The sequence below is a fragment of the Haloarcula ordinaria genome (assembly GCF_029338275.1).
In the GTDB taxonomy this organism is placed as follows: Archaea; Halobacteriota; Halobacteria; order Halobacteriales; family Haloarculaceae; genus Haloarcula; species Haloarcula ordinaria.
Map to the genome: position 1 here is coordinate 923,154 of NZ_CP119789.1, position 26,265 is coordinate 949,418.

The following is a 26,265-nucleotide window of genomic DNA, read 5'->3' on the forward strand; positions in this document are numbered from 1 at the left end:
GCTACCATATCAAGCATCAGAAACCAATGAATGAACGCACCAGTACAGGTAGACAAACTATCGGTTCTGTCGAAAATGCATTTGATATCATAGAGTATATTCAGAAACGAGAGCCGGTAGGTGTAACTGAAGTCTCAGAAGCGACAGGTCGATCTAAGAGCAGCACATTCCATTACTTAGCGACGCTAACCGACAGGGGCTATCTTGACCGGGTGGATGATGGATACCAGTTAGGACTGAGATTTCTAACACTTGGAGGTACCGCCCGTGAGAGAGAACGGTTATTTCGACTTGGAAAGAGTGATGCAGACAAATTATCCCAAGATATCGGTGAAAAAGTCCGCCTGATAGTTGAACGTGACGGGTATGGGATTACTTTATATCAAGAAGAGGGAGATGATGTCGAAAATACCTATACTCACGTAGGAAGCACCGAAGAACTGTATTGTACTGCGGCAGGAAAAGCTTTTCTGGCCGAAATACCCGATGACGAGCTGAATAAGTACTTATCGAACAAAAAACTTGAACCATATACGGAGCATACAATCACAGACGAACTGGATCTTCGATCGGAACTCGAACAAATACAAACAACAGGGGTCGCATTTGACGATCGGGAACGCTATGACGACATCCGATGCGTAGCAGCACCGATAAAGCTCAGCGACGGTACCCTTCTTGGCACATTCAGCGTCTCTGCTCCGACCGAAAGAATGTCAGAGCACCGGTTCCGAACTGAAATACCAAATAAAATACAAAATGCCGTTACTGTGGTTGAAATTAATACGACGTATTCCGAGTGGATGCAACAAGAGTGACCGGGATCAACCTAGTCTCATGTGAGGCGATCGGGCTCTGAATAGACGAGCAAGCCATTTTGCCCCTCAGACGGTACTACTTGAAGAAGTTATCAACCTATATCACATCTGTACACCTGTTTTTTAGAATCTGAAGCGCTGTGTCTGTTCTACTATCAAAAAGGTGGTAATGCCTCATCCCAACTGGGATAACAGGTGTACGTATGTCACGGGATGTTCGAGTATCCGATGGCTGGAATGGTTTGTTTCATATTGTTAAAAATCGTCCTCCTCGATTTATTCGTCCTTCCTGCTTTGGGGGGTATCCGGGCAATAGGATCAGAGAAAGGGTCAAATCGAGTGGAGGCGTTTAATTATTTGAAATAATTGTGGTGTCGATTACAAACGCCGTCGGTGGCTGTTTCGATCACAGACCATCAAAGTTGAGGACCCGGTGAGCAACCGTTGGCTGATTTGTTACGAGAGTAGTGACAACCGGTACGTGGATACAGACTGGCGAAATATTTGATTAAGTGGTACTGTAATCCCAGAATCGGTTGCTAATCAGTTGGTCCGTTAGTTACGCCAATTCTCTCCATGGAATCGGCTAGGTGGTCGCAGGCGCCTCAATCTGAGATACTTGGTGTCTGTTCGTGAATCATAGAGGGTACCGACACAGCCCGTTGATGTGGGTCCCTTGTGTCACTTTCAGTCTCTTCCGGATGTGGATACTCCGTTGAAGTCCTCCTGGAAAGCCCGATAGCCGGCCGGTCCGCGTTCGGCGACCTCGCGGAGGGCATCCCGGTATGGGCCTTGTCGGCTCTCAACAAGTGTCGCTAAGCGGGATTCAAGACGGGAAACGACTTCAGGGTTCTCCTCGGCCAGGTTTGTCTGTTCCCACGGGTCCGTCTCCATATCGTAGAGTTGCAGCTCTGGAATGGCGTCGTCCCACATCCCAGCGTGATATGTTCTGATGAGCTTCCACTGGTCGGTACGGAGCGCTCGCTGGGCGGTATACAGACCGTGATCCACGAATACCGCGTCCCGCCAGTCCACGTCACCTGACTCGATGACGGGACAAAGTGAACGACCCTGCCACCGTGCTGGGGCCTCGAGACCCGCGAACTCTGCCACCGTGGGTGCCATATCAACGTTCGTCACGAGTTGCGATCGGTGGCCGGTCTCAGCAGCTGCGTCTGCGGGTGGCTTGACCAGCAGAGGAACGCGCTGTGTTCCATCGTGAGTGCTCCAATGCTCTCGATACAGACCGTGTTCTCCGAATTCCTCGCCGTGGTCGCCGGTGACGATGATGAGCGTCTCTTCGTACAGTCCTCTCTGCTTGAGACGCTCGAAGAGTCTGCCGAGATGTCGATCTGCATAGTGTATCTCGGCGTCGTAGTTCGCAATCATTCGCCGGAGGTCCGCCCGGTTCTCGATCTCCATATGCGTCGCAGAGCGCCACGCGTCCCATGTCTGGTGGTTAGCTATCTGCTCAACCGTCGGGTACGGTGGTGCCGGTCCATCCGCGAACTCCGCGACCTCGTCGTCGGACCGCCGATACGGCCCGTGTGGATCCCACAGCTGGACGTACATAAACAGGTCGTCGTCATACTCCGATAGCGCGTCGATTGCTGTGTCGACGACTGATTCAGCCCGCGGGGTCTGGAAGGACTCTCGATTTCCGACCGGCTCCTGTATCTGATAAATCTCGTGCCAGGTGTCGTTGAACCACGGGGCCGGGTGTCGGGGAAACGACGTGACGGCCACGGTCGGGACCCGTTCTTCATAGAACAGCCGGGGAAGACTCCACCATTCACGGCCTGGGACGTGGTCACTCCAGGTTCCGGCCCACTCGACCTCGTTCGCGGGATGGTTGAGGAGCTGGGACTGGGGGCCGTGTGTCTCGATCCCGTTTCGGAGGCCATAGCGGCCCGTGAGGAGCGCCGCCCGGGAGGGGAGACATGGCGAGTTGGCGACGTATGCCCTGTCGAATGCGACTGCGTCCTGGGCGAACGAATCTAGATTCGGGGTAGTTTCGGCATCATACCCGTATGCGCCAACGTGGTCGGCGCGGAGGGAATCAATGTCTATGTAGAGCGTGCGCATCAATCTACAATGGTGAACCAGTCCGTATAAAAATGTAGGTAGGGCAGAGAGTCGGCTTTCGGACAACATGATCAACCCCGGTTATGATGTTTAAGTGTGCGATTGGAGTGACAACACATCCCATGAAGACGAAATCCTGACGCTTGTATCCCGTACCCGCGTTTTGACCGCTCCGGCTAAGCTGTGCTTTTCCCCGTGTTCGCCTCAAGTCACCTGATTATCGACTAGACCGCCTCGAATCCTCTTGTTGAGGTCTGCAGTGCTATATTAGGTCGTCAGCGAAACAAGATGTGGGCATTGGGGCGTTCGTAATTAGCGAACAGTTTTACCGGACTGGCTCATTAGACGAAAATATGGCAAATAGCGAACGACAATCCGTCCGGGCCGTCGACACGATGTTCTCCATCCTCGAAACGGTCCAGCAGAGAGAGGTTGCGGGCGTTACGGAATTGGCCAGAGAGCTGGATAAGTCTAAATCGAACGTCTACAAACACATGATAACGCTCTGTGAGCACGGTTTGGTAGTTCGTGATGGGAACAAATTCCGACTGGGGCTCCGCCCTTTCGAGATGGGATCGTTGGCTCGTCGTCGCCATCCTCTTTACCGTGAGGCCGCAGCGAACGTCCAGGAACTCGCTGATGTCACGAATGAGTCTGCGGCCCTGTTGGTACCCAACCAACGCATGGGAATCTACATCCAATCGATTAACCCAGACGATCGTAGCACCCCTGGGAGCGTAGAGGGGACTCGATGCCGTCTCCACGAGACTGCGTCAGGACAGGCGATTCTAGCGTGCTATGGCCCGGAGAAACGTGAAAAACTGCTCCCCGAAACTCTTGCGGATAATGAACAACAGACGTTGACCGAGAACGTCGACCGGATTGACAAAGACGGTATCACGGTCGCAACGCTACCGTGGGACTCGGACCTCTGTGAAATCGCCGCCCCGATTACTGTCGAAGAGGATCCCGTAGGTTCGATCGGCTTGTTGATTGACAGCACCAACGATTCGAGCGACCGGATCGGCCCCAACTACGGTCAAATCGTGAAAAAAATGGGGAAGACCCTCTCGAAGCGGATGCATCTCCGACGCGGCTCTGAGGCGTGATAACGGGCCGAACCCAGAGAGGGGTAGTAGTCGATTCCCTGATTTCGGTCGGCGTACCGTCCCTGCAATGGATTTGCCCAGTGCATTCGTTGCCGCGTAATGTTGCTCTTCAAGTGGAGTCCCATGGGTCCTCATTGATGTTGGCGTACCCGACTGCTGGCATATCGGGTACGAACTTATTTATATTGGTGTCGTAATCTACGATGTAAGACGATGGCGAGCCCAAACATCGTAGTCTTATTTACTGATCAGCAACAGGCAGCATCAGTCCACCCGGAATCCTCGTGTCGGACGCCAACTCTCGATACGTTCAGTGAGTCGGGGACACGATTTGACCGGTGTTACTCGCCGAACCCGATCTGTTCTCCGTCCCGGGCCAGTTTCATGACCGGTGTACTGCCCCATGTGCACGGGATGATAAACGTCACACACGGTGTCGAACCGTACGGGGCACAATTTCAATCGGAGTTGGATACCTGGAGCGAGCGCCTCAGTGACGCGGGCTACACGAACGGGTACTTCGGAAAGTGGCATGTCGAACGCAGCGGCGACCTCGATAAATTCGGGTTCGATAACTACGGTATCCTCCGCTCGGACGACTTCCAATCTATATTTCATGAGCACCGCTCCTCACTTGGCCTTCCGCCTGAACCCGACCGTTCACCGGAGGGGGTATCCGACCCCATCACCGTTGAACACGAGGGCTACGAAGACTTCCTCCTCAGTGGTCGAATCGAGGAATCGGTTGAGGGGATGGTCGATCACTTCGTCTACTCGCAAGGGTTGGAGTTCATTCGTGAAGCCGCCGAATCCGATGGTCCATGGAGCACTGTAATAAGCACTTACGCTCCACACGACCCTTATCTCCCACCTACGGAATTTCGGGAGCTCTATGATATCGACGACATCGACCTACCCGAGAGCTTTGACGACCCACTGACCGACCGTCCCTCGCTCTATCGGCGCCAGAGAGCGGTATGGTCGGAACTTTCACGTGAAGAGTGTTTGGAGGCAATGGTCTCTTACTGGGCATACTGTTCCTTTCTTGATCAACAGGTCGAACGCGTTATCGAGACGCTACAAGAGACCGGGCAACTTGAGGATACGATTATCATCTACACCTCGGACCACGGTGACTACGCCGGTGCCCATGGGCTGTTTCTCAAAGGGGCGCCCGCGTTTGAGGAGGCCTATCGCGTCCCATGTCTTGTTAGGACTCCTGACGGGTATCCCGATGGCATCGTGGAGGACGACATTGTCCAGCTGCAGGATCTGTCGTCCACGATCGTCGACCTCGCCACTGGAGACGAGTTCCCGCCCAATTCGCGACTCTCTCCGAAGAGTACGCACGCACGCGGTGGCGAGAACATCGCTGAACTGGAGGGAGACCCCTCCTTCACAGCGACGTCTCTGGTCCCATTCCTACACAACGAGGTCCCTGAGGGCCACCGAAACGAGGCATTTGCCGAATTCCACGGTCAGGACTTCCCCTGGGCACAGCGTATCCACTGGCGGGATGACCTGAAGTACGTGTTCAACACGTTCGACGAGGACGAACTATACGACTTGGCCGCAGACCCACACGAACTGGTCAACGTCGCCGACGACCCAGAGTACGAAGACGACAAGCGAGCACTCGCCGAACGGATGTGGGAGATTGCTCGCGAGACCGGAGACTACCAGATCTCAGAACTGCACTACGGTATGCACCGGTTCGCCCCGGTCGGCCCCAACGGCCGGGACCGAACATAGGCGCTCGAACAGTCCTCGATGACCGGCTCAGCGTCGGGGTCACACCAATGTTTATTGTGACTTCCCATCTGTCCACGGTATGGAATCCCACGAGGCGTTCACCGACGTTCTCACCGATGCTGACTTCTCGAAGTATGAGGCGGAGGTCTACCTCTCTGTACTGGAACTCACTGACGCGAGCGCTGCAGATATCGCGGAAATCTCGACCGTTCCACGTTCCCGGGTGTACGACGTACTCCGTGACCTCGAAACGCAGGGTTACCTAGAGACCTATGAGGCGGATTCACTCCGGGCCCGGATTACTGACCCTTCGACAGTGGCGGACGAACTGTACGAGAAATCACGACGATTCGCGGAGACGGCGGCGGATATCGAGAATATGTGGGAACAGCCACCACTCAGACAACACAATGTTCGAGTCTTCCAGAACCACACTAGGACGATAGACGAGGCCCGGGAACGGTTACATGATGCGGATACGATTGTCCACCTGGCCGTCTCACCGGACGAACTCGAACAGCTACAAGACACGCTCGCAACGTTGCGCGACCGAGATGTTATCGTCCGCATCGCACTCCATGAGGGGTATCGCGAGATCGACGACCCTGCAGAGCTGGATATCCAGTACTCGGCGGTGGCCAGTGAGGTTCGGTTCTGTAGTTCGGTATTGCCGTTTCTGGCGATGATCGACGGCGACTTAACCGTCTTCGGCGTCCAGAGCAGACACGGCAACGAATACGGGATGGTTATCGACGATCATATCCACTCTTCTATCCTACACTGGTACTTTCAGATTCAGCTGTGGGAGCCCTGGAATACGATCTACTCTTCCGAAGAGACTGACGAGACTACTTATACCAGCATTCGGGAGTTTATCCGGGACATAGAGTCGATCCGCAAGACCAACGAACAGGTCGTTGTCCGCGTTGAGGGCATCGAGACGTTCTCCGGCGAGCCGGTGAAAATCACGGGGACGGTTGATGATATTGTTTACACGGACTCAGGGATTGCCGACGACCAACCTTTTAGTCAGTTGTTCATCCAGGCCGCAATCGTTGTCTCTGACGACGAGGACGAGTACACCATTGGCGGGTACGGCGCGATTCTAGAGGATATCCGAGCGGTTCGGATCACGATCCGCTCCATCGAGTGAGCGAGTCTCTGGCTCGCACTGTGCCTCTGGATAGCGAATAGTCGATGAATATTGATGTAAAAACTCCCCACTTTTATATACGGGGAGTGACATTGACAACATATGCCATCACGGAATAGTGGCAGTACCGACAAGCTGAAACGACGCTCATTCATTGCAAGTACTGGCGCAGCAGGGGTCACCTTGCTCGCCGGCTGTGGCGGGAACGGTGGCGGCGACGGTGGCAGTGGCGACGGCGGTAGCGGCGACGGCGGTTCGGGTGGCGACGGTGGCAGTGGCGACGGCGGTAGCGGCGACGGCGGCAGCTCCGGATCGAACGGCGATGAGAGCATAGAACTGAGTATGCTCATGTTCACCGGACAGACGACAGATGAGAACCTCGCGGCGCTCGATTCCACGATCTCGAGCTTCGAGGAACAGACCGGACACTCGGTCGACATGTCCGGCATCGCACAAGCTGGGCAGATCATCAACCAGACACGAACGGCCGTCGAGGGAGGGAACCCGCCGAATGTTGCCGCGGTTCCGGCCGGCGGCATCCTGGGGATGATCGATAACGACCTACTCGAACCGGTCGGCGACCGACTCGATAGCTCCGATCAACTAAGCCGGTCGGACTTCACCCGCGAGCGGAAGTTCGACATCGGCTCTCTCAACGGCGATACCCTCTACGGCATACCGTTCATGTCCGGTCATTGGGGGTCGCTGTACTACAACGGAGACATGCTGGAGCAGGCAGGTTACGATCCGATGGAGCCGAACTTCCGGACGTGGCCGGAGTTCATGGAGGTTGCTAACGATGTCAAAGAGGAAGTGGGAATTCAACCAGTCGGATTCTCGGGTGCTGACCACATCCATTCGACGGTGCAGTGGCACGGGTTTTTCGCCACCACCGGTACCGGTTCGTGGCTCAACGAGGACCAGTCGAGCACAGTGCTCAACGAGGATCCCGGTATCTCCACGGCTCAGTTCACACAGCAAGGCGTTGACGACAACCTCCTCCCCGATGGCGTGGTGAACCAGAACGCGCTAGACTTCCGTGAGCTATTCAGGTCTGAGCAACTCTTCGCCTACCAGACCGGGAGCTGGGAGAAAGCTGCTCTCGACGAGTCGGACATCAATTATGGGATTACCTACAACCCCCAGGCACCTGACGGGCAAGCATCTGGTTTCTCCGGCGGATGGTTCTTCGTCATCCCGCGTGGGGCCGAAAACGTCGACGAGTCGTGGCAGTTAATCGAACACCTCATGCAGGTTGACAATCTCAGTGCCTACGCGGGGCTGCCTCCGATCCTCACTGACGGTCTCGAGAACGTCTTCGAAGGGTTCCAGGACGGCCTCGGTCGCGATGTCGGTGACATCTTCGTGGAGGAGATCCTGAACGCCTCGTTCCCGACAATCCACCCCAACCAGGGACGGATGTGGTCGGCACAGCGAGAGGAGCTCCAGCAGCTTCTCCTCGGCAGAAAGAACGCTGAACAGGCGATGAACGACCTAGACAGCGCCATAACCGAGTTGCTGTGAGCCGCTGAGGCTGCCATTCTCGGTCCCAAACGCTTTTCTACTTTTGCATCATTGTCCCTGACGAACACGGCCCTGAGCAGATGATACCATGTCTGAAACCAACGTAACACAGTCGATATCGAGCTTAAATCGCCTCAAAGAACGCCTCCGGGAGAGTGGGGTGAACGCCGGTGTTGCGTTCATCCTGCCGACATTCCTGCTTATCGCCGGTCTCCTGCTCTACCCGATGGTGAACACCTTGTTGCTCAGCGTGGGCCTCACCGAGGGCGGGTTTACTTTGTCCTTCTACGAGACGTTGTTCACCGCGAACTGGTTCGGTCGTGTCGTTCGGAACAGCGCAGTGTGGGTGATCTTGGGGGCCTTTCTGCAGATCGTCGTCGGTTTCGGACTGGCGCTCCTGTTGAACACACCACTGCCGAAAAAAAAGTATCTTCGTGGACTCTTCTTGCTTCCCTGGATTACTCCAGCCGTCGTCGTTGCACTCGTGTTTAAATGGATGTACCATCCGCAGTTCGGTATCCTCAACCACCTCTTGATGCAAGTTGGTGTCCTCGGCTCGCCCATCCAGTGGCTCTCGAACCCAGACATCGCGCTGTTTTCTCTCATCATTGCAGGCGTCTGGAAGCGGTTCCCCTTTGTGATGATTATGCTCTTGGCGGGGCTGCAAGACATCGATGACCAGCTCACAAATGCTGCGATAATCGACGGCGCACCGTATTTTGCGCGGATGCGTCACGTGACACTCCCACAGTTGATGCCGGTGCTGAAGATTGTCGTGCTCCTCTCGGTCATCTGGTGTTTCAACCAGTTCGCCATTATCTTCGCCGCGACCGGAGGCGGACCGATCGGCTCGACGATGATTTTCCCGGTGAAGGTGTACGAACTCGGGTTCCAGCAGTTCAATTCCGGCCTGGCCACGGCGCTGTCGGTCATCATGTTCGGTATCATGGTGCTATTCATGATTGCGTACATGCGCACGCTTCGTAGCCAGGGGGTGGAGCTATGAGTTCCACGAGGAGTGAATATGAATCCAAGGGCCGACAGTACCTTCGATACTTGGCAGCGTACACTTTGCTCGTCATGGCGCTGTTCCCCATCTACTGGATTCTTACCTCATCACTCAAATCTCCGAACGCGATTGTCACTGTCTCGCCCTCCCTCGTTCCAGCCCTGGACACGCTGACGCTACAGCACTACCAGGCCGTACTTGACGGTCAGATGCCGGATTATTTCCTTAACAGCGTCATCGTCACGCTCACGACGATGGTTACGTCGGTCATCCTCGCTGTCTTTGCCGGGTACGGCTGGGCAAAGTTTGAATTCCGTGGGTCTCGCTTCACGTCCACGTTTGTCATTCTCAGCCGCATCTTTCCCATCGTCGTCATCCTCGTCCCCATGTTCCAAATCCTGCGTTCGATTGGTGCACTAAACTCGCATCCGGGACTGGTACTCTCGTATTTCGTGTACACGCTCCCGTTGACGGCCTGGATGCTCAAGGGATTCTTCGAGAACATCCCGGACAACGTCATTCGCGCAGCGCGGGTTGACGGATTCTCAGAATTCCGTATCTTCCTTGAGATTGTGCTCCCGATGGTGCGGCCTGGAATCATCGCCACTGCGTTGTTCTCGGTCGTCATTGCCTGGCAGGAGCTCGTCTTCGCGCTCACATTCCTCCAGGATGACGAGCTCTACACGATGCCCGTTGCTCTCGTCGGCCTCACGAACCAGTACGATATCCAGTGGGGGCTCATGATGGCTTCGTCGTTCGCATTCATGCTCCCAGTTGCGGTGTTGTTCCTCCTGACTCAGAACTACTTCATCAAGGGCATCACTGGCGGGGCGGCGGAATAGAAGCCTGCTAATCCGTCCGCTGAGCGCTTTATCGTCCCCTTAGCGTCCAAGGACGCCTGCCTAACCAGAACATTTAATAATCATCAATTAGAAAATTCCTACAGAATTCCCACAATGAATAGCAATAATTCTGCGGGGAGGAGCTATCATGGCTGACGTTACTCTGAAGGATGCAACGAAACAGTATGCCGATGGCGTGATTGGCGCGGAAGACGTAAACCTCAGTATCCAAGATGGCGAGTTCCTGATTCTCGTCGGTCCCTCCGGTTGTGGGAAGACGACGACCTTGGAGATGATCGCGGGTCTGCAAAAGCCCACGGGTGGGCAAGTCCTGATCGATGGTGAGGTAATGAATGAGGTACCACCCCAGGAACGGGACCTCGCGATGGTGTTTCAGGACTACGCCCTGTACCCCCACAAGACTGTCCGTGGGAACATGATGTTTGGCCTGAAGTACTCTACCGATCTCACTAAGGAGGAACAACGGCAGAAAGTCGAAGAAGCAGCAGAACTCCTCGGAATTTCCGATCTTCTCGACCAGAAGCCGGACCAGCTATCCGGAGGGCAACAACAGCGGGTCGCGCTTGGTCGTGCAATCGTCCGGGACCCCGAGGTATCACTGCTCGACGAGCCACTCTCGAACCTGGACGCGAAACTTCGGACTCAGATGCGGGCCGAACTCCAGCGCCTCCAGGACCAACTCGACGTGACGATGATATACGTCACGCACGACCAAACGGAGGCGATGACAATGGGTGACCGAATCGCCATTCTCGACGATGGTCACGTACAGCAGGTCGGAACCCCCTCGGAAGTGTACAACCAGCCCGAGAACGAGTTCGTCGCGCAGTTCATCGGGTCACCGAGTATGAACGTCTTCGACGCTACCGTCGAGGGCGGGACGGTACAGACCGACGAGTTCATTCTCTCGCTCGACGACGTAAGTGACCGTCGCGACGGTGAGAAGATCCGGTTCGGTATCCGGCCCGAAGATATCGCTGCCTCCATCGATCCGGATGAGGGACTCACCACAGCGAAAGTGACCGTCGTCGAACGTCTCGGCGACGAAAACCTCCTCCACCTGAAGTTCATGGGACAGGACATCGTCGCCCGAGTCGGGGAAAGCATCTTCCCGTCTGAGGGTGAGGATATCGGCATTGACTTTCCCATCGAACAGGTCTACCTGTTCGACGAAAACGGCGAGACGTTCAAGCACCGAAATATAAAGGAAGAGGGTGCACAACGTCTGAACCGGAACGTCTGAATGGTAGCCTGTTGCCGGTCTGGGATCGATATCGCCTTCGGAACCACTACTGGTTGAACATCAACTACATAGACCCACATGAGCGACCTCAACGTACTTCTCGTGTCGATGGACAGTCTCCGCGTGGACTGTCTCGGCGCATACGACGAATCGTTTAGTATCGACGTCGAGACAGACAACCTGGACCGCTTTGCAGAGCGGGCGACGGTCTTTGACTCGCATTACGCAGGGAGTCTTCCGTGCATGCCCGCCCGCCGAGAGTGGTTGACTGGAACCCAGGAGTTTCTCTGGCGGCCCTGGGGGCCGATCGAACCGTTCGACGAAACGCTCCCCTCGGCAATAAACGGCTACGACACAATCTCGAAGCTTATCACCGACCATTACCACCTCTTTGAGCACGGTGCTCGGGGGTATCACGAGGATTTCAGGGCCTACGAGCAAATTCGCGGTCACGAAACCGATGCCTGGAAAACGACACCTTACGACCTCGACCCGGACTTCCTCAGGCAACTTAAGGGCGACGACGACCCCTACAACGGCAAGAAGAAAAATAATACCAACTACGCGCGGAATGTCGCCGACTTCGAGGACGAAGAAGACTTCTTCGCGCCGAAGGTGTTTTCCCGAACGGCCGAGTGGCTTGCGGCTAATCAAGAATGGGGGCAGTGGTTCTGTTACGTGGATAGTTTCGACGTGCACGAACCGTTCCATCTCCCCGAGCCATACGCGTCGATGTACACCGACGAGGACCCCACCGATCCTGAGCTGACGTTCTGGCCCGACTACGGTCCGGTCGACGGTAGCAGTGGCGACGGTGGGGCGGGGCCGACCGAATCAGGCGACTCCGAACTATCGGAACGGGAACAGGAGTTCGTTCGCTCCCAGTTCGCCGGCAAGACCACCATGGTTGACCGGTGGTTCGGGCGTGTGCTCGATACGCTCGACGAGGCGGGGCTGTGGGACGAGACGATGGTCATTGTCACGTCCGATCACGGTCACTATCTCGGCGACCACGGTTGGGTCGGCAAACCACCCGCCCCCCTATACGACGTGCTGGCCCACACCCCACTTATGGTGTGGCACCCAGACAGTCCTCGCGCGGGTGAACGGGTCGAAGAGGTCACCGCCGCGGTCGACGTGTATGGGACTGTTCTGGACGCGATGGGAATCGAAAACGTTTCACACCGACACAGTAAGAGTCTCGTCCCGTATCTCACTGGGGAGAGCGACGAGCACCGTGACTGGGCCGTCTATGGCTACTGGGGGTCCTCTATCAACATCACAGACGGCCAGTACACGTACCATCACCCCTGTGACGAGTCGATGAATTCCCAGTGTTATTCGGCTGGAATGATGAACACTGTCGAATGGATGGAAACACCCGAACCCCACACTGACGCCGAGTCGTCCTCGCTGCCCTACACCGACAGCCCTGTATGGCAGTACCCCGGCCCCTCGCACAGCAGGCATGAGGACCCACTCCTGTTCGACACTGACGCGGACCCGAACCAGGACCACAACCTCGCCAACGAGCGTCCAGAATTGGCTGGTCAAATGCGTTCGTTGCTCACAGACGCAATGGCGGTGCTGGAGGCCCCAGGCTGGCAGTACGAGAGGCTAGACCTCGAACCGTAACCCCTCTTGCACACCGGGCCTGTCTGTAGCCGCCCCAATCTACCGTACTGTGCTCACACCTCTTGTGAATGGGTGCCAAAATTTAATTGCTGGAGTTTCGATATCCCTCACGCAGATGGAGTACACGACACTCGGCGATACGGGCGTAACAGTTAGTAAAGTCTGTCTGGGTTGCATGGGCTTCGGGACGAGTTCGTGGCGCGATTGGGTCCTTGACGAGGACGAGAGCGTTGCGATCATAGAGGAGGCCATCGATCTGGGCGTCAACTTCTTCGACACCGCCAATGTCTACTCGAACGGCGAGAGCGAGCGCGTGCTCGGAACAGCCCTAGAGGGACATGACCACGAGGAGTTCGTCGTCGCGACGAAGGGACACTTTGGTTCGGGGACCAACAACCCCAACGGTGTCGGCCTGTCTCGGAAGGCCATTGACATCCAGTTGCAAGGGAGTTTAGACCGTCTTGGCCTCGATACCATCGATCTCTATCAGATTCACCGCCTCGATGACACCGTCGCGGTCGAAGACATCCTCCGGACACTCGACGATGCCGTTCGACGCGGCGACATTCGATATCCCGGCGCGAGTTCGATGTGGGCCCACCAGTTCGAAGACCTGCTCACGGAAAGTGAGCGATTGGGCTTAGAGCGGTTCCGGACGATGCAGAACCACTACAACTTGGTCTACCGCGAGGAAGAGCGCGAGATGTTGCCTCTCTGTGCGCGTGAGGACGTGGCTGTCATCCCGTGGAGCCCACTGGCGCGGGGGTATCTGACGCGCCCGGACGAGCGAATCGACGAAACAGTCCGTGGCGAGTCGGAGAAAACTCAGGCTGGCGGCACGAGTATGTACGAACATCCTTATCGCGAGGGTGGGGGGCCGGAGATCAATGCTCGGGTCGAAGAGCTCGCAGACGAGTACGACGCGTCGATGGCGCAGATCGCCATCGCTTGGCTAAATCACAATGAGTACGTTGACGCACCTATCATCGGCACGACGAGCGTTGAACACCTGCGAGAGGCCGTGGCAGCCCTCGACATCGACCTTTCGACGAGTGATGTCGAGTACCTCGAGGAGCCGTACGAGACTGTCGAAGTCTCACCCCCATACTGAGAACGGGGCCGACCACAGCTACTTATCGGACCCCCTCGTGAGTGTGCCTGTATGTCACCTAGTGACGAGCCTGGGGACGGCCCCCCTAGCAACATCCTCTGTATCGTCACCGACCAGCAACGTCAGGACAGTATCGGCGCGTACGGCAACGACATCGTTGAGACGCCGAATCTCGACGCACTGGCCGCCGAGGGGACTCGCTTCGACCGCGCGTACACCCCAACGGCGATCTGCTCGCCCGCCCGCGCCTCAATCGTGACCGGCGTATCCCCGACGACACACGGGGTTACCCGCAACATTCGTTCGGGGACGACGATCAACGAGGAGTATCCCTGCTACCCGCAACTGCTCCGTGAAGAAGGGTACAACGTCGGCCTCGACGGGAAGTGGCACGTCGGAAAACACCCGCGAGAGTTCGGCTTCGACGGCGAGCATTACCCCGGGTTCATGCACCCGATGGAGCATGACGACTACGTGTCCTACTTGGACGAGCACGGGTTCGAGCGTTGGTCTGAGGACGTCGTGGACCAGTATCCATCCGCCGACGCCGAATACGTCATTGGTGGCATCGACGAGCGGCCTGTCGATGCTTCCTTCACGTACTTCATCGCCGAACGGACCATCGAGCGCATCGAATCTTACGGCGACGAATACCCCCAGACGCCCTTTTACGTCGGGAGTCATTTCTTCGGTCCCCATCGACCGTACTTCATTCCCGAGCGGTACTTCGAGATGTATGACCCCGAAGATGTCCACCTCCCAGAATCAGCGGTCAAAGAGCGCTTCGAGAACAAGCCTACGGTCCAGCGTCAGCGCTATCGCAAGACTGACCTCGAGAACCTGTCGGTCAGACAGTGGCGAAAAATCATCGCTATTTACTGGGGCTATGTGACATTCATCGACGACCAGGTCGGGCGCATACTGGACGCTCTCGAACGAGAGGGCGTGGACCAGGACACGGCAGTCCTCTTCACGGCTGATCACGGGTCGTTCGTAACGGCCCACAAGAATCTCGACAAAGGGCCCTTGATGTACGAGGACATCTACAATGTCCCGTTCATCACCCGCGGTCTCGGCATCGATGACGAGTCGACGTCGGCCTTCGCCTCGCTGTTAGACCTCGCCCCGACGTTCGTCGACCTCGCCGGTGTCGATATTCCCGACGTCTACGAGGGCCGGAGCCTCCTCACTCTCGGACACGATTCGGACGACTGGCGCGACCACATCGTCGCTGAGTTCCACGGACTGAACTTCCCCTACGAACAGCGCATGTTGCGCACGGACCGCTACAAGTACGTCATGAACGCAGGAGATACGAGCGAACTCTACGATCTCGACCGCGACCCCAACGAGCTCACCAATCGTTGCTCCGATCCCGAGTACGTTGCTGTGGAAGACCATCTCAATGCCAAACTTTCAGAGATTCTCCGCGACCGCGGCGATCCGGAACTGCCCGAGGACGAATGGCTCTACCCAGCGCTGACGCCGATGTACTATCCGACTGCGGACGACGAGGGGTGACGAAAACACTTCTGGAGTGGATTGTCTGGCCGGTCAGGTATATCCCTGCGCTTACCGTGGGTCGACGTTCGATGGGCCGTCAATCCCGAGCTCGTTACGCCGTCGGCGCTGGTTCCGCCGCGCTCGCTCGTCGACCGCCTCGGGATCGACAATCTCTCGGAGTTCAGCTTTCAAGGATGTCCCGATATCCTGGTATTTGGGGGCCCCGGCACGGTTCGTCAACTCATCGGGATCGGTCTCCAGGTCGAACAACTGGTCGGGGCCGTCGACGTAGTGGACGTACTTGTGTGAGCCCCGTCGAATCATATAGATACCGTGACTGGTCCCGTGAGCGTGATATTCGCTGAACACAGTTCGGCTCGGGTCCTGCTCTCCCCTTCCAGTGGCAATAGGGAGCAGGGATCGCCCCTGCCAAGCTGGATCGGCCGGTACGTCTAGTGCGTCGGTCATTGTCGGCACCACGTCAAGCAGAGAGACAGGCCCCTCAACGGTCTGCCCGCGTTCTATGCCGGGTCCGCGCATAACCAGTGGGACACCGACCGACTGCTCGTACATGTTGCACTTCCACCAGAGACCGTGGTCCCCCAGCACCTCCCCGTGGTCGCTGGTGTATACCACCAGCGTCTCGTCGGCCTGCCCTGTCCGCTCCAGCGCATCGAGTAGGTCGCCGATGTAATCGTCCAGTGCTGTGATTAGCCCGAAGTATGCACTCCGGGTCCGACGAAGCGTCTCCTTGCGGAGGTCCAAACCATCGAAGTGCTCGCGGAGTTGATTGAGTACCGGATGATCGTCCGAGGGCGGGTAGTCGACAGGAAGATCCATCTCCTCGGGAGGATACCGGTCGTAATATGACTGCTCTACCTCGAGCGGGAAGTGAGGTATGAGAGAGTTGACCGAGAGCAGCCATGGCTCCTCGCTCTTACTGCGGTCCTCGATCCACTCTACGGCCCGCTCGAAGCGGTTTTGATCACACACCTCGTTGGCGCCGTTGGTGTTGTACCAGGCCTGCCCATCAGGGACCGGCCCAGCTCGCTCAATGCGGTTCCGGCCGTTTGGCCTGACCCCCGGCGGGTCACGATAGAGACCGAACGTGTCCAGCGTTTCCATGTGTTCAGTAAGGTACTGGTCGTCGAATCCGTCGTCGACATCGGGTTCGAAATGCAGTTTGCCGACGGTTGCATGCTGGACACCGTGTTCGGTGAGGTGATGTCCCCATGAAGAGGGAGCCCCATCATAGGGTGCGGCATTGTCCCAAGCCCCAATCTCGTGGACATACCGGCCGGTGGCGAAACTCGCCCTCGAAGGAACACAGAGTGGGCTCGAACAGTACGCGTCCGTGAAGCGTGTCCCCTCGGCGGCCAGTGCGTCGAGATTCGGCGTCTCGACGTGTGGATGGCCGGCACAACCGAGAGCGTCCGGGCGGTGCTCGTCCGAGAGGATCAACAGTACGTTCTCGATGGATGACACAGCAGAGACGTTCGCTGCGCCATGGTAAATAATTGTGTTCGGTCACCACCCGCGACTCATGTCGCCACTGTCTCTCGATGGAGCTGGTCCCATCGCGTCTCCGCTCTAAAAGAGACAGGTCTGCCATGTGGGGTTTCCATAAGATTTGTATCCATCGTCGCTGTCGTTAAAAAACGGATGCGTATAGCAACTCGTCTACTACCGACTTTAGACAGCCGCAGCGTTGGTCAGCGGAGACATTTCACCACTCGATCATAATGTCGGAGGACCACGTCCGGGACGAACTCGAGGGCATACTCGGCGGGGCAGTTCTCGTCGCCGTTGGCACCCTTCTGAGTGTTGGAATCAACGTGGTCGCCCGATCTGTGTTCGCCCGGACCTACAGCCCCGGAGAGTACGGTATCTTCTCGCTGAGTTTCGCTATTCTCCTTATTTTCTCGCTAGCCGCCTGCTTGGGGCTTCAGAACGGTTTACCGAGACAGATAGCATTTGTCGAGGCCGATGACGAGAGCGGCGGTGACAACAGCGACCGTCGGCGAGATAGCACCCGGCAAGCCGGGGACGCTGGAACTCTGACTCTCTGGGCACTGGTCTTAGGTGGTTCTGTCGCCGTCGCGACTGGTGCCGTGCTCCTCCAGTTCAACCGCGACATTTCGGTTCACGTGTTCGGTGACAGCGGATATGCCCGCCCACTCGCACTCGTTGCCCTTGCAATCCCTCTGTTTACGGTGATTCGCGTTATCTCAGCAGTATTTCGAGGCTACAGCAAGCCGAGGGAGCGGGTGCTCTTCCAAGGGCTACTACGGAACGGCTCGTTTCTCGCCCTCTTAGTGGTGGTCGTCAGTGTGGAGTTGGACCATCTGGCAGCGATACAGATGCTCCCGCTGTCTCTCGGTCTTACTGTAGCTCTCTACTTTGGCTATTTGTATCGTGACAATCCGGGCCGGTTTAGGGACGATGTCGTAGATCGACTCAGTCAGATGGCGGTCCCGGTGTCACTGATTAGATTCTCGGCCCCGTTGATGGTTGCGACGCTGTTGTTGCAACTGATGACCTGGATGGACATCCTGATGCTCGGGTACTTTTCTACGTCGCGTGCGGTCGGGCTCTACGACGGTGTTCGACCGTTAGTGCGCATCATCCCGATTGTCTGGCAGGGGATGATATTCATGTACATTCCGCTTGTGTCTGGCATGTATGCCAGGGACAATCTCAATGCCATCAGGCGCGTATACTTCGTGCTGACTAAATGGTTCGCCTCGGCCACAGTCCCCCTCGTACTGCTCTTTCTGTTCTTTCCGGCAAGCACTCTCCGCGTGGTGTTCGGGTCCACATTCACCGTCGCAGCCCCTGCTCTGCAATTGCTCGCAGTCGCATTCTGTGCTGGAAACCTCCTCGGGCCGACAGGGGCGACTCTCATCGCTATGGGGCACACTCGTGTGGTTATGGGCATCAATCTCGTCTCTGCGATTGTTAATTTCGGATTGAATATCGCGCTGATTCCTGAGTATGACCTGATCGGTGCCGCCATCGCCACCGCCATCGCTGTTGTCCTCCGCAATCTCCTACGGCTTGCCATGCTTTACCGAAGGGGGCGCATCCATGCCCTTCGGAGTGCAATTTACTGGCCCCTATTTCTGACCACGGCGGCAGCGGGCTGTCTTTCGCTCGTTCTCGGAACTGTCTCCTGGGCGATGTTACTCTGTGTTTTCACCGCGACCGCCGTCATCCTCCTCGCAAGTTTCCCACTCACCAGCAGCATCTCTCCTGAAGACGACATTCTGCTGTCTCGTACACTTACGATGATTCGACGAGTAACCCAGTAACGCGTAGAACGAGCCTGCTCGACCCAGTCTTTATATTGGACTACAACAACACGTATATCATGCCATCGACAGTCGAGTACTGTCTTAGTAGTCGTGAGTCCGCGGTAATAAGCGACATCGATGTTGATGAGCTCGATATCTGTGAACGTCGGTGTCTGGAACAGTGTGGTATCTGTCGGGACAGACAGTTCGCTGTTGTAGATGGGCGGCCGGTTTCAGGGACAGAACTCTCAGCAGTACTCGCTGACCTCGTCGGCTCGGAGGGAGACTGATGAACGTCCTGCTGATTTCTATCGATAGCCTTAGACGGGATTTCCTGGGAGCCTACAGCGATCGGCCGGATGTAGTGGATTACGATGTCGAGACAGACAACTTGGACCAGTTTGCAGAACGGGCAACGGTTTTTAATTCCCACTATGCTGGGAGCCTCCCGTGTATGCCAGCCCGCCGCGAATGGCTCGCTGGTGTCAAGGAGTTCCTCTGGCGGTCGTGGGGACCTATGGAGCCGTTCGACGATCCGATTGCTAAACTCTCCCGGGATGAGGGCATCCTCACCCAGCTGGTCACAGACCACTTTCACTACTTCCAGCACGGGAGCAGCGGATATTACGAGGACTTCAACGGCTTCGAGTTCGTGCGAGGGAACGAATACGATGCTTGGCAGACCAGCCCAAGGGTACCCGATGAGGATTTCCTCGACCAGTTGCTCAACAGAGATGCTGACCCACCTGAATCGACCCAATACCTCAACCGGAGCGCCTATGCACGTAATGCGGTCGACTTCGAACAAGAGGCTGATTATTTCGCCCCAAAGGTGTTCTCGCGGACTGCGGAGTGGATTCGGGAAAACCAGAACTGGGATCAGTGGTTTTGCTATGCCGACAGTTTCGATGTCCACGAGCCCTTCGATGTGCCTGAGCCTTACGCCTCGATGTATACTGACGAGGATCCAACCGACCCGGACCTCCCCGTGTGGCCGTACTATGGGCCGGTCAACAAGGGCCAGAGCGAACTGACTGACCGTGAGCTGGACTTCGTCCGTTCGCAGTTTGCTGGGAGCGTGACGATGGTCGACCGATGGTTTGGACGTGTGCTCGATACGCTCGACGAGACGGGGCTGTGGGATGAGACGATGGTCATCGTCACCTCCGATCATGGGTTCGCACTCGGCGACCACGGTTGGATTGGTAAGAACGACTTCACCGTCTATGATGTCATTGCTCACACACCTCTTATGGTCTGGCATCCAGGGGCCACCGAGAAGCGGGTCTCGGCTCTTACCTCTGCCGTTGACCTCTATGCAACAATGCTGGAGGCCATGGGGATTGACGCGCCTTCCGGGACACACAGTCAGTCGCTCATGCCCCTGATCAGAGGGATGGAAACGGACCACCGGGATAGTGTCCTCTATGGCTACTGGGGAACGTCTGTCAACGTCACTGACGGTGAGTATACGTATCATCGCCCCCCCGAGTCCGATTCCGAGGCGATGTATCACTCGACGATGATGCAGAACCCCCACTCGTGGTTCACGCCGCCGACAGCGCGATCTGGGGTCGATGCCGGGGAGTATCTCCCTTACACCTCGTCCTCAGTGTGGCGGTACCCGGCTGATGGGTGGTTCCAGCACCGCGACGAACGACTCTACGACACCGAGACAGATCCTGGCCAGACGAACAATCTGGTTGATGACGACAGCGAATCCGTTGCTAGGCTGCGCTCTCTACTCAACGACAGGCTGGCGGCGTACGATGCCCCCGACTCACAGTGGACTCGCCTTGGCCTGTGAACGAACGGCCGTGTGAAGCGCGTAACCCACTGCCTTGGCGAGTCTCCGGATCGGCGTAACGTTCATTGCCCACTCGATGGAATCGTTGATATGGCCGACAAAGATCCTGCCTGTTGTGCCGCTACCCGGAGCGACGATGCAGCGTCGGCTGGCCGACCTGAACACAACGGTACTGACTCGACGGCCCCTGCAGCGCCCGAGGATGGCCGGACGACGGCCATGGTCCGTATCGATGGCGGCCCCTTTATTATGGGAACAGACTCCGATGTCGGATTCCCCCAGGACGGCGAGGGTCCGGCCCGGGAGGTGACCGTCGACCCCTTCTATATGGATAAGTACGCAGTAACAAACGCCCAGTATCTCGAGTTCGTTCGTGAGACGGACTACACGACCGACGCGGAGCGATACGGCTGGTCGTTCGTCTTCCAGAACCACCTTACCGAGGAAGGCTCCGAACATGTCATCAGTAATGTCGATGCGGCACCGTGGTGGGTGGCCGTCAACGGTGCGAACTGGTTCCGGCCGTACGGTCCTGGCTCCAGTATCATCGAAGCAAACCTACTGGATCATCCGGTCACGCATATCTCCTGGCGGGATGCCACAGCCTACGCCGAGTGGGCAGAGAAACGCTTACCGACGGAGGCTGAGTGGGAATGTGCCGCCCGTGGTGGTCTCGAAGGCTGTCGATTTCCCTGGGGTGACGAATTGAAGCCTGAGGGAGATCATCGATGCAACATCTGGCAGGGTGAGTTCCCCGAGCACAATACTGGGGAGGACGGTCACATGGCGACAGCGCCGGTCAATGCATATGAGCCAAACGACTACGGACTGTATAACGTCGCGGGCAATGTCTGGGAGTGGTGTCATGATTGGTTCAGCCCGACGTATCATACGACCGGCGAGTATAACGCTGATAACCCGACGGGCCCACCGACGGGCGAGGCGCGTGTGATGCGAGGCGGTTCCCATTTGTGCCATCGGTCGTGGTGCAATCGGTATCGAGTGGCCGCCCGTTCGAAGAACACGCCGGACAGCTCCACCAGCAATATCGGATTTCGCTGTGTTGTCCCCGCCTCCGAGTGAGACGGTCGGTCTGTGGATGCAAAATGCCTTCCTCAACCCCGTGACTGATTGCATCCTCTGGTTGCTACCCTTGATGTGACTATTGCTTGCGGTTGTGGGCAGTCCGCGTATTGGCTGTCAAATTCACCCGTATCGCCCCTGTCAACTCAGCTCAAATCGTCGGTCGGAACTAACGTAATCTCCGTAGTTCGGTCGCTTTTGCCGGTTTCACCGGACTACAACGGTGTGACCGGAACATCTTTCATTCCAGTTTGGATATGTTACTGCATGACGGATAGAGAATTTTCACCACCGAATAACTACAAGTTATACTGGGGAGACCTCCACAAACACATGACTGGACCGGGTGCCGAGGTCACCCGGCTCAAGCAGGTGGTTGAGCACGCCCGCGAACATCTCGATTTCGTCTCTGTCTTTTGTTATCCGTTCAAGTGGTATCGGAAGGGACGAGAAGGGGGAGTTCGCGAGGAATCTGTCCAGAACGTTTCTGGGGTACACGAATGGTGGGAACGAATCCAGGCAACCTCCGCAGAGTGTCTCGACACCGGCGAGTTCGTCACGTTTCCCGCTTACGAGTGGAACGGAAATCGTCGCCAGTGGGGCGATCACCATATCATCTACCGCGACGAGGGGCAACCACTCGACGACGAGTGGGACCTCCCGCAATTGTACGAGAATATGTGTGACCGAGATGCGTTCGTCATACCTCACCACACCGGCTATCTGGTCGGCGAACGGGGCAAGGACTGGGACGTGCACGACTCGTCGCTGTCACCCGTCGCCGAAATCTACTCCAGTCATGGCTCTAGTGAGGGAATCGAAACACCGGTCCCAATGAATGACAACGTCGATATGGGCCCACGAACCAGCGGCGGAACCTACCAAGAGGCTCTCGATCGCGGCCGACATGTGGGAGTTGTCGCTTCGAACGATGGCCCGGGGCTTCCGGGCACGTGGAACAAAGGTCTCGCTGGCGTCTGGGCGACGGACCTGACTCGTGACGCCATCTGGGACGCAATACATGAGCGCCGGACATACGGGGTGACCGGCGATCGTATCGCACTGTGGTGGGACATCGACGGGAAGCCTATCGGATCGACACTTGACGGGGCCGTTGCCCCCTCGGCACACGTCAGCGTCGACTGTCCACGGCCGCTGACTCGCGTCGAACTCGTCCGCAACGGCGACGTTGAGCGAACCTACACCCACTCCACAGCGGAAAATCCGTCCAATGACGGAACGTTTCGGACGGCCGTAGAGTTCGGGTGGGGGCCGTCGTTGGCATACGGCGATTTCGAGGACCTGACCCACGAGTGGACCGGGACGTTGCGGGCTAAAAACGGGACGATTCGGCGCGTTTGGCCCAGGTTCGTAGGTTTCGGACAGTCATTCGAGCATCGTGGCGATGTCTGTCACTTTGACCTTGTCACATCTCGGGATGCCGAACGCGAGGGGTTCCTTCCGGAAGAGCAAGCCAGGTCGTACCGCCAGGGACTCGTTGTGGAGTACAGTGGAGGGCCTAACACAGATCTGGTCGTTGACCTGGATGGTCATAACGCCCTCGAAGTTACGCACACTTCACTCATTGAGCGCACACACCTCTTTCCATTCGTCGACGAATCATGGGAGAGGTTCGAGACCGAGTTCGGCCTCTCCCCAGAGGAGATCAAGAATGAGGACGTTATCTATCATAATGCTCGCAAGGTGCGTATTCACCGGTCGAACCCCCGCTCTGCGTGCCGGGCAAGCGTTGTGTTCGAAGACCTCCCGGTTGGCGATGATGGCAGTCATTACTATTTGCGGGTTGTTCAGACCGACAATCAGCGAGCCTGGTCTTCCCCCATCTGGATCGAAACGTAATCCGACTCACGAATCTCTGGCAGTCTGTCGTTCTCTCGTATACCCACTCACGATCGATGAACTCAAACTGAATCCTGGCTGTGCTTCCGATATCATCCACGGTCTATAAGATAGACTTGCGAATTTGACGAGTAAATGTCGATACCAACGAGTAGATAACAGAATATGAGAACGAGTTGAGATATTCGAATTCTTAATACACCTTTCTGGATTGAAATACGAAATTAATCTGTCAGTCTGCACCGATTTATCCCTATCTCCAAAGATAGAGCTGGAGCCACGGAACCCGACCGTCCACTTAGTTGGCGACTGTCGTACGAAATAACGGCCGTACGCTTGTTAGGATATGTGACGGAGAACGCCACACCCCGTCGACCACTTCGAGCGTGGTCCTACGGGAGCGTCTGTTCTGTTTCGACTGGACCAGGGCTGACTGGCGGCGACAGGTGTACATAATTCTGCACAGTCTTCATTAATTTAGAATAAAAACAGTCAAAAACTTCTACAACCTCCGGGACCTGTCGCTGAGTAAGTCGGTAGATGCCGCTAATCCAATGGTTGACACGTGTTACCAGGACACTCGAACGATATTTATTCTACCCATTTAGATAGAGAATTTATACAACTCGGGGAGAAATAAGAACCCGTGCGGGAGCCGAGACGCAGGGGCACTCAGCGCTGGCGTTCTCCCAAATGTTTAACCTCCATCCTGATGGAGCATGTAACGATGCCGGACTACAGCTCAGACTTCGACGGGGACACCGTCGTGGTCACAGGCGCGACCTCAGGTATCGGACGAGCAATCGCCATTCGGTTCGCGGAGGCGGGGGCTACCGTGCTCATCGCGGACATCGAGTCGGAGCCGAAGGACGCAGATGTCCCGACGGCCGAGTACATCCGTGACCAGGGCGGCACGGCCGAGTTCGTCCAGACGGACGTCTCGGACGCCGACGACATTCGCGCGGTCGTCGAGAAGGCCCGGGAGTACGGCGGCGTCGACGTGATGGTGAACAACGCGGGCCTGTTCATCGGCGGGAGCCTCTTCGACATCAGCGAGGAGGAGTTCGAGCAGATCCACGAGGTCAACGCGAAGGGCGTGTTCTTCGGCTGTCAGGCCGCGGCCGAGGACATGATCGACCGCGGGGTGGAGGGGTCCATCGTCAACATGGCCTCGATAAGCTCCTTTGTCGCCCAGCGGGACCAGATTCAGTACGACTCGACGAAGGCGGCGGTGAAGATGATAACCCGCGGAGCAGCCCTGGAACTTGCGGACCACGACATCCGGGTCAACGCCATCGGTCCCGGACAGATCGCGACCGAGTTCATCGACGGCTGGTCGGAGGAGGCACCGGAGAAGGCGTCGACCGACGGCCTCATCAAGCCGGTGCCAGCGGGGCGGGCGGGGACTCCGGACGATATCGCCGGGGCCGCGCTCTATCTCGCCAGCGACGACGCCGACTACGTGACCGGCGAGGTGCTGATGGTCGACGGCGGCTGGCTAACGATCTGAGCCCCCGGCGGCCGTCATGAGAAACTGTTTTGTATGTGGATTCAGACAGATTAACCGGAACCAATGAGCACGCAACAGCTTCTCGACACACCGTCGGGTAACGCAGTCGTCGTAGCGCTCGACCACGGACTCAGCCTCGGTGCACCGGACGGGTTCAAGAACCCGGTAGAGACCATCGACAAGGTCCTGGCGGGAGAGCCGGACGGCGTCCTCGTCGGACCGCACATGGCCCGTCACTACCAGGACCGCTTCGAGGAGGCCGACGTCGACATCGTCGTCACCGCCGACGTCGTGACGTGGTCGACCAGCCCCGGTCGGGACCACGACAAGGACCTCTGGACGCCGGCGTTCGACGCGGAGTTCCTCGCGGAACTCGACCCCGTCGGCGTCAAGACCGTCCTCGTGTTCGGCCGCGACGACACCGAGGTGTTCCGCCGGAACGTCGAGTACATCGCCGAGCTCGCCGAAGACCTGCGTGGCACCGGCATCCCGCTGGTCGTCGAGCCGGTCATGTGGGGTCGACGCGTTCCGGAGCAGCTGGAGACGGACGTCGACTTCGTCGAAGACGCGATGCGGATGGGCTGGGAGTTCGGCGCGGACATCCTCAAGGCGCCCTACACGGGTAGCGTCGAGACGTTCGAGCCGCTCGTCGAGAATTCCCCGGTCCCCGTGATGATTCTGGGCGGTCCGGCCACCGGAACCACCCGGGCGATGCTCGAATCCGTCGAGGGTGCCATGGACTCCGGCGCACGCGGCCTGATGATCGGCCGCACCATCTGGAAGTCCGAGGACCCGGAGAAGACGGTCGCCGCGCTCAACGAGATCGTCCACGAGGGCGCTTCGGTCGAAGAGGTCTGGGACGAACAAGAGCCACAGGCCGTCGCGAGCGGGCGAGAAGACTAAGTAG

At 57.2% G+C, this 26,265-nt stretch carries 20 protein-coding genes; 18 read left to right on the top strand and 2 right to left on the bottom strand.

The annotated features are described in order from the left end of the window. The first annotated feature begins 26 nt into the window (after positions 1-26). A complete protein-coding gene (locus tag P1L41_RS04965; RefSeq protein WP_276297761.1) occupies positions 27-818 on the top strand; it encodes an IclR family transcriptional regulator in 792 nt (263 codons plus the stop codon). A gap of 687 nt (positions 819-1,505) precedes the next feature. On the opposite strand, the gene P1L41_RS04970 is transcribed toward P1L41_RS04965, so the two are convergent. Beyond that, entirely contained in the window at positions 1,506-2,903 is a 1,398-nt protein-coding gene (locus P1L41_RS04970) for a sulfatase family protein (RefSeq protein ID WP_276297762.1), read from the bottom strand. Between the two features lie 353 nt (positions 2,904-3,256). Here P1L41_RS04970 and P1L41_RS04975 point away from each other — a divergent pair, with 353 nt between their 5' ends. From P1L41_RS04975 to P1L41_RS05020, 10 genes are all read left to right on the top strand, one after another. After that, the gene (locus P1L41_RS04975; RefSeq protein WP_276297763.1) at positions 3,257-4,012 is read left to right on the top strand and encodes an IclR family transcriptional regulator; all 756 of its coding nucleotides are present in this window, start codon (positions 3,257-3,259) and stop codon (positions 4,010-4,012) included. Positions 4,013-4,225: 213 nt separating this feature from the next. After that, on the top strand, positions 4,226-5,764 hold the full coding sequence (locus P1L41_RS04980) for a sulfatase-like hydrolase/transferase (protein WP_276297764.1): 1,539 nt from the start codon (positions 4,226-4,228) through the stop codon (positions 5,762-5,764). 79 nt (positions 5,765-5,843) lie between these two features. After that, the gene (locus P1L41_RS04985; RefSeq protein WP_276297765.1) at positions 5,844-6,917 is read left to right on the top strand and encodes a TrmB family transcriptional regulator; all 1,074 of its coding nucleotides are present in this window, start codon (positions 5,844-5,846) and stop codon (positions 6,915-6,917) included. 102 nt (positions 6,918-7,019) lie between these two features. After that, positions 7,020-8,441, top strand: a complete 1,422-nt coding sequence (locus tag P1L41_RS04990) for an ABC transporter substrate-binding protein (RefSeq protein ID WP_276297766.1) — start codon at positions 7,020-7,022, stop codon at positions 8,439-8,441. Between the two features lie 88 nt (positions 8,442-8,529). Beyond that, a complete protein-coding gene (locus P1L41_RS04995) occupies positions 8,530-9,447 on the top strand; it encodes a carbohydrate ABC transporter permease (protein ID WP_276297767.1) in 918 nt (305 codons plus the stop codon). After that, positions 9,444-10,292, top strand: coding sequence for a carbohydrate ABC transporter permease (locus P1L41_RS05000; protein ID WP_276297768.1), 849 nt, complete (start codon positions 9,444-9,446; stop codon positions 10,290-10,292). Before P1L41_RS04995 ends, P1L41_RS05000 begins: the two co-directional genes overlap by 4 nt. A 148-nt stretch (positions 10,293-10,440) precedes the next feature. Then, positions 10,441-11,556, top strand: a complete 1,116-nt coding sequence (locus P1L41_RS05005) for an ABC transporter ATP-binding protein (RefSeq protein ID WP_276297769.1) — start codon at positions 10,441-10,443, stop codon at positions 11,554-11,556. Positions 11,557-11,634: 78 nt separating this feature from the next. Next, on the top strand, positions 11,635-13,191 hold the full coding sequence (locus P1L41_RS05010; protein WP_276297770.1) for a sulfatase family protein: 1,557 nt from the start codon (positions 11,635-11,637) through the stop codon (positions 13,189-13,191). A gap of 115 nt (positions 13,192-13,306) precedes the next feature. Further along, on the top strand, positions 13,307-14,302 hold the full coding sequence (locus P1L41_RS05015; protein WP_276297771.1) for an aldo/keto reductase: 996 nt from the start codon (positions 13,307-13,309) through the stop codon (positions 14,300-14,302). A 51-nt stretch (positions 14,303-14,353) separates the two neighbouring features. Further along, positions 14,354-15,823, top strand: coding sequence for a sulfatase-like hydrolase/transferase (locus P1L41_RS05020; RefSeq protein ID WP_276297772.1), 1,470 nt, complete (start codon positions 14,354-14,356; stop codon positions 15,821-15,823). Positions 15,824-15,874: 51 nt separating this feature from the next. Here the strand turns inward: P1L41_RS05020 and P1L41_RS05025 are convergent, their stop codons facing one another. Further along, a complete protein-coding gene (locus P1L41_RS05025; protein ID WP_276297773.1) occupies positions 15,875-17,290 on the bottom strand; it encodes a sulfatase family protein in 1,416 nt (471 codons plus the stop codon). Between the two features lie 257 nt (positions 17,291-17,547). Between P1L41_RS05025 and P1L41_RS05030 the strand changes: the two genes are divergently transcribed. The 7 genes from P1L41_RS05030 to P1L41_RS05060 all read left to right on the top strand — a co-directional run bounded on the left by P1L41_RS05030 (position 17,548) and on the right by P1L41_RS05060 (position 26,261). Beyond that, positions 17,548-19,116, top strand: coding sequence for an oligosaccharide flippase family protein (locus P1L41_RS05030; protein WP_276297774.1), 1,569 nt, complete (start codon positions 17,548-17,550; stop codon positions 19,114-19,116). A 59-nt stretch (positions 19,117-19,175) separates the two neighbouring features. Continuing rightward, positions 19,176-19,388 (top strand): DUF1450 domain-containing protein, encoded by a 213-nt coding sequence (locus P1L41_RS05035; protein WP_276297775.1) that lies wholly within the window; start codon positions 19,176-19,178, stop codon positions 19,386-19,388. Next, a complete protein-coding gene (locus tag P1L41_RS05040) occupies positions 19,388-20,905 on the top strand; it encodes a sulfatase family protein (RefSeq protein ID WP_276297776.1) in 1,518 nt (505 codons plus the stop codon). The genes P1L41_RS05035 and P1L41_RS05040 overlap by 1 nt, the downstream gene beginning before the upstream one ends. Before the next feature lie 90 nt (positions 20,906-20,995). Further along, the gene (locus P1L41_RS05045) at positions 20,996-21,988 is read left to right on the top strand and encodes a formylglycine-generating enzyme family protein (RefSeq protein WP_276297777.1); all 993 of its coding nucleotides are present in this window, start codon (positions 20,996-20,998) and stop codon (positions 21,986-21,988) included. 267 nt (positions 21,989-22,255) lie between these two features. Beyond that, positions 22,256-23,848 (top strand): DUF3604 domain-containing protein, encoded by a 1,593-nt coding sequence (locus P1L41_RS05050; RefSeq protein WP_276297778.1) that lies wholly within the window; start codon positions 22,256-22,258, stop codon positions 23,846-23,848. A gap of 727 nt (positions 23,849-24,575) precedes the next feature. Continuing rightward, the gene (locus P1L41_RS05055) at positions 24,576-25,358 is read left to right on the top strand and encodes an SDR family NAD(P)-dependent oxidoreductase (protein WP_276297779.1); all 783 of its coding nucleotides are present in this window, start codon (positions 24,576-24,578) and stop codon (positions 25,356-25,358) included. A gap of 63 nt (positions 25,359-25,421) precedes the next feature. Further along, complete coding sequence (locus P1L41_RS05060) at positions 25,422-26,261, top strand: class I fructose-bisphosphate aldolase (RefSeq protein ID WP_276297780.1); 840 nt, start codon at positions 25,422-25,424, stop codon at positions 26,259-26,261. Positions 26,262-26,265: the final 4 nt, after the last annotated feature.

Bases quoted from the DNA above. Each gene is read 5' to 3' on its own strand.
- P1L41_RS04990 (WP_276297766.1), top strand. From the start codon at position 7,020: ATGCCATCACGGAATAGTGGCAGTACCGACAAGCTGAAACGACGCTCA.
- P1L41_RS05045 (WP_276297777.1), top strand. From the start codon at position 20,996: ATGGCCGACAAAGATCCTGCCTGTTGTGCCGCTACCCGGAGCGACGAT.
- P1L41_RS05015 (WP_276297771.1), top strand. From the start codon at position 13,307: ATGGAGTACACGACACTCGGCGATACGGGCGTAACAGTTAGTAAAGTC.
- P1L41_RS05050 (WP_276297778.1), top strand. From the start codon at position 22,256: ATGACGGATAGAGAATTTTCACCACCGAATAACTACAAGTTATACTGG.
- P1L41_RS05030 (WP_276297774.1), top strand. From the start codon at position 17,548: ATGTCGGAGGACCACGTCCGGGACGAACTCGAGGGCATACTCGGCGGG.
- P1L41_RS04995 (WP_276297767.1), top strand. From the start codon at position 8,530: ATGTCTGAAACCAACGTAACACAGTCGATATCGAGCTTAAATCGCCTC.
- P1L41_RS04980 (WP_276297764.1), top strand. From the start codon at position 4,226: ATGGCGAGCCCAAACATCGTAGTCTTATTTACTGATCAGCAACAGGCA.
- P1L41_RS05020 (WP_276297772.1), top strand. From the start codon at position 14,354: ATGTCACCTAGTGACGAGCCTGGGGACGGCCCCCCTAGCAACATCCTC.
- P1L41_RS05010 (WP_276297770.1), top strand. From the start codon at position 11,635: ATGAGCGACCTCAACGTACTTCTCGTGTCGATGGACAGTCTCCGCGTG.
- P1L41_RS05005 (WP_276297769.1), top strand. From the start codon at position 10,441: ATGGCTGACGTTACTCTGAAGGATGCAACGAAACAGTATGCCGATGGC.
- P1L41_RS05040 (WP_276297776.1), top strand. From the start codon at position 19,388: ATGAACGTCCTGCTGATTTCTATCGATAGCCTTAGACGGGATTTCCTG.
- P1L41_RS05060 (WP_276297780.1), top strand. From the start codon at position 25,422: ATGAGCACGCAACAGCTTCTCGACACACCGTCGGGTAACGCAGTCGTC.
- P1L41_RS05055 (WP_276297779.1), top strand. From the start codon at position 24,576: ATGCCGGACTACAGCTCAGACTTCGACGGGGACACCGTCGTGGTCACA.
- P1L41_RS05035 (WP_276297775.1), top strand. From the start codon at position 19,176: ATGCCATCGACAGTCGAGTACTGTCTTAGTAGTCGTGAGTCCGCGGTA.
- P1L41_RS04965 (WP_276297761.1), top strand. From the start codon at position 27: ATGAATGAACGCACCAGTACAGGTAGACAAACTATCGGTTCTGTCGAA.
- P1L41_RS04975 (WP_276297763.1), top strand. From the start codon at position 3,257: ATGGCAAATAGCGAACGACAATCCGTCCGGGCCGTCGACACGATGTTC.
- P1L41_RS05000 (WP_276297768.1), top strand. From the start codon at position 9,444: ATGAGTTCCACGAGGAGTGAATATGAATCCAAGGGCCGACAGTACCTT.
- P1L41_RS04970 (WP_276297762.1), bottom strand. From the start codon at position 2,903: ATGCGCACGCTCTACATAGACATTGATTCCCTCCGCGCCGACCACGTT.
- P1L41_RS04985 (WP_276297765.1), top strand. From the start codon at position 5,844: ATGGAATCCCACGAGGCGTTCACCGACGTTCTCACCGATGCTGACTTC.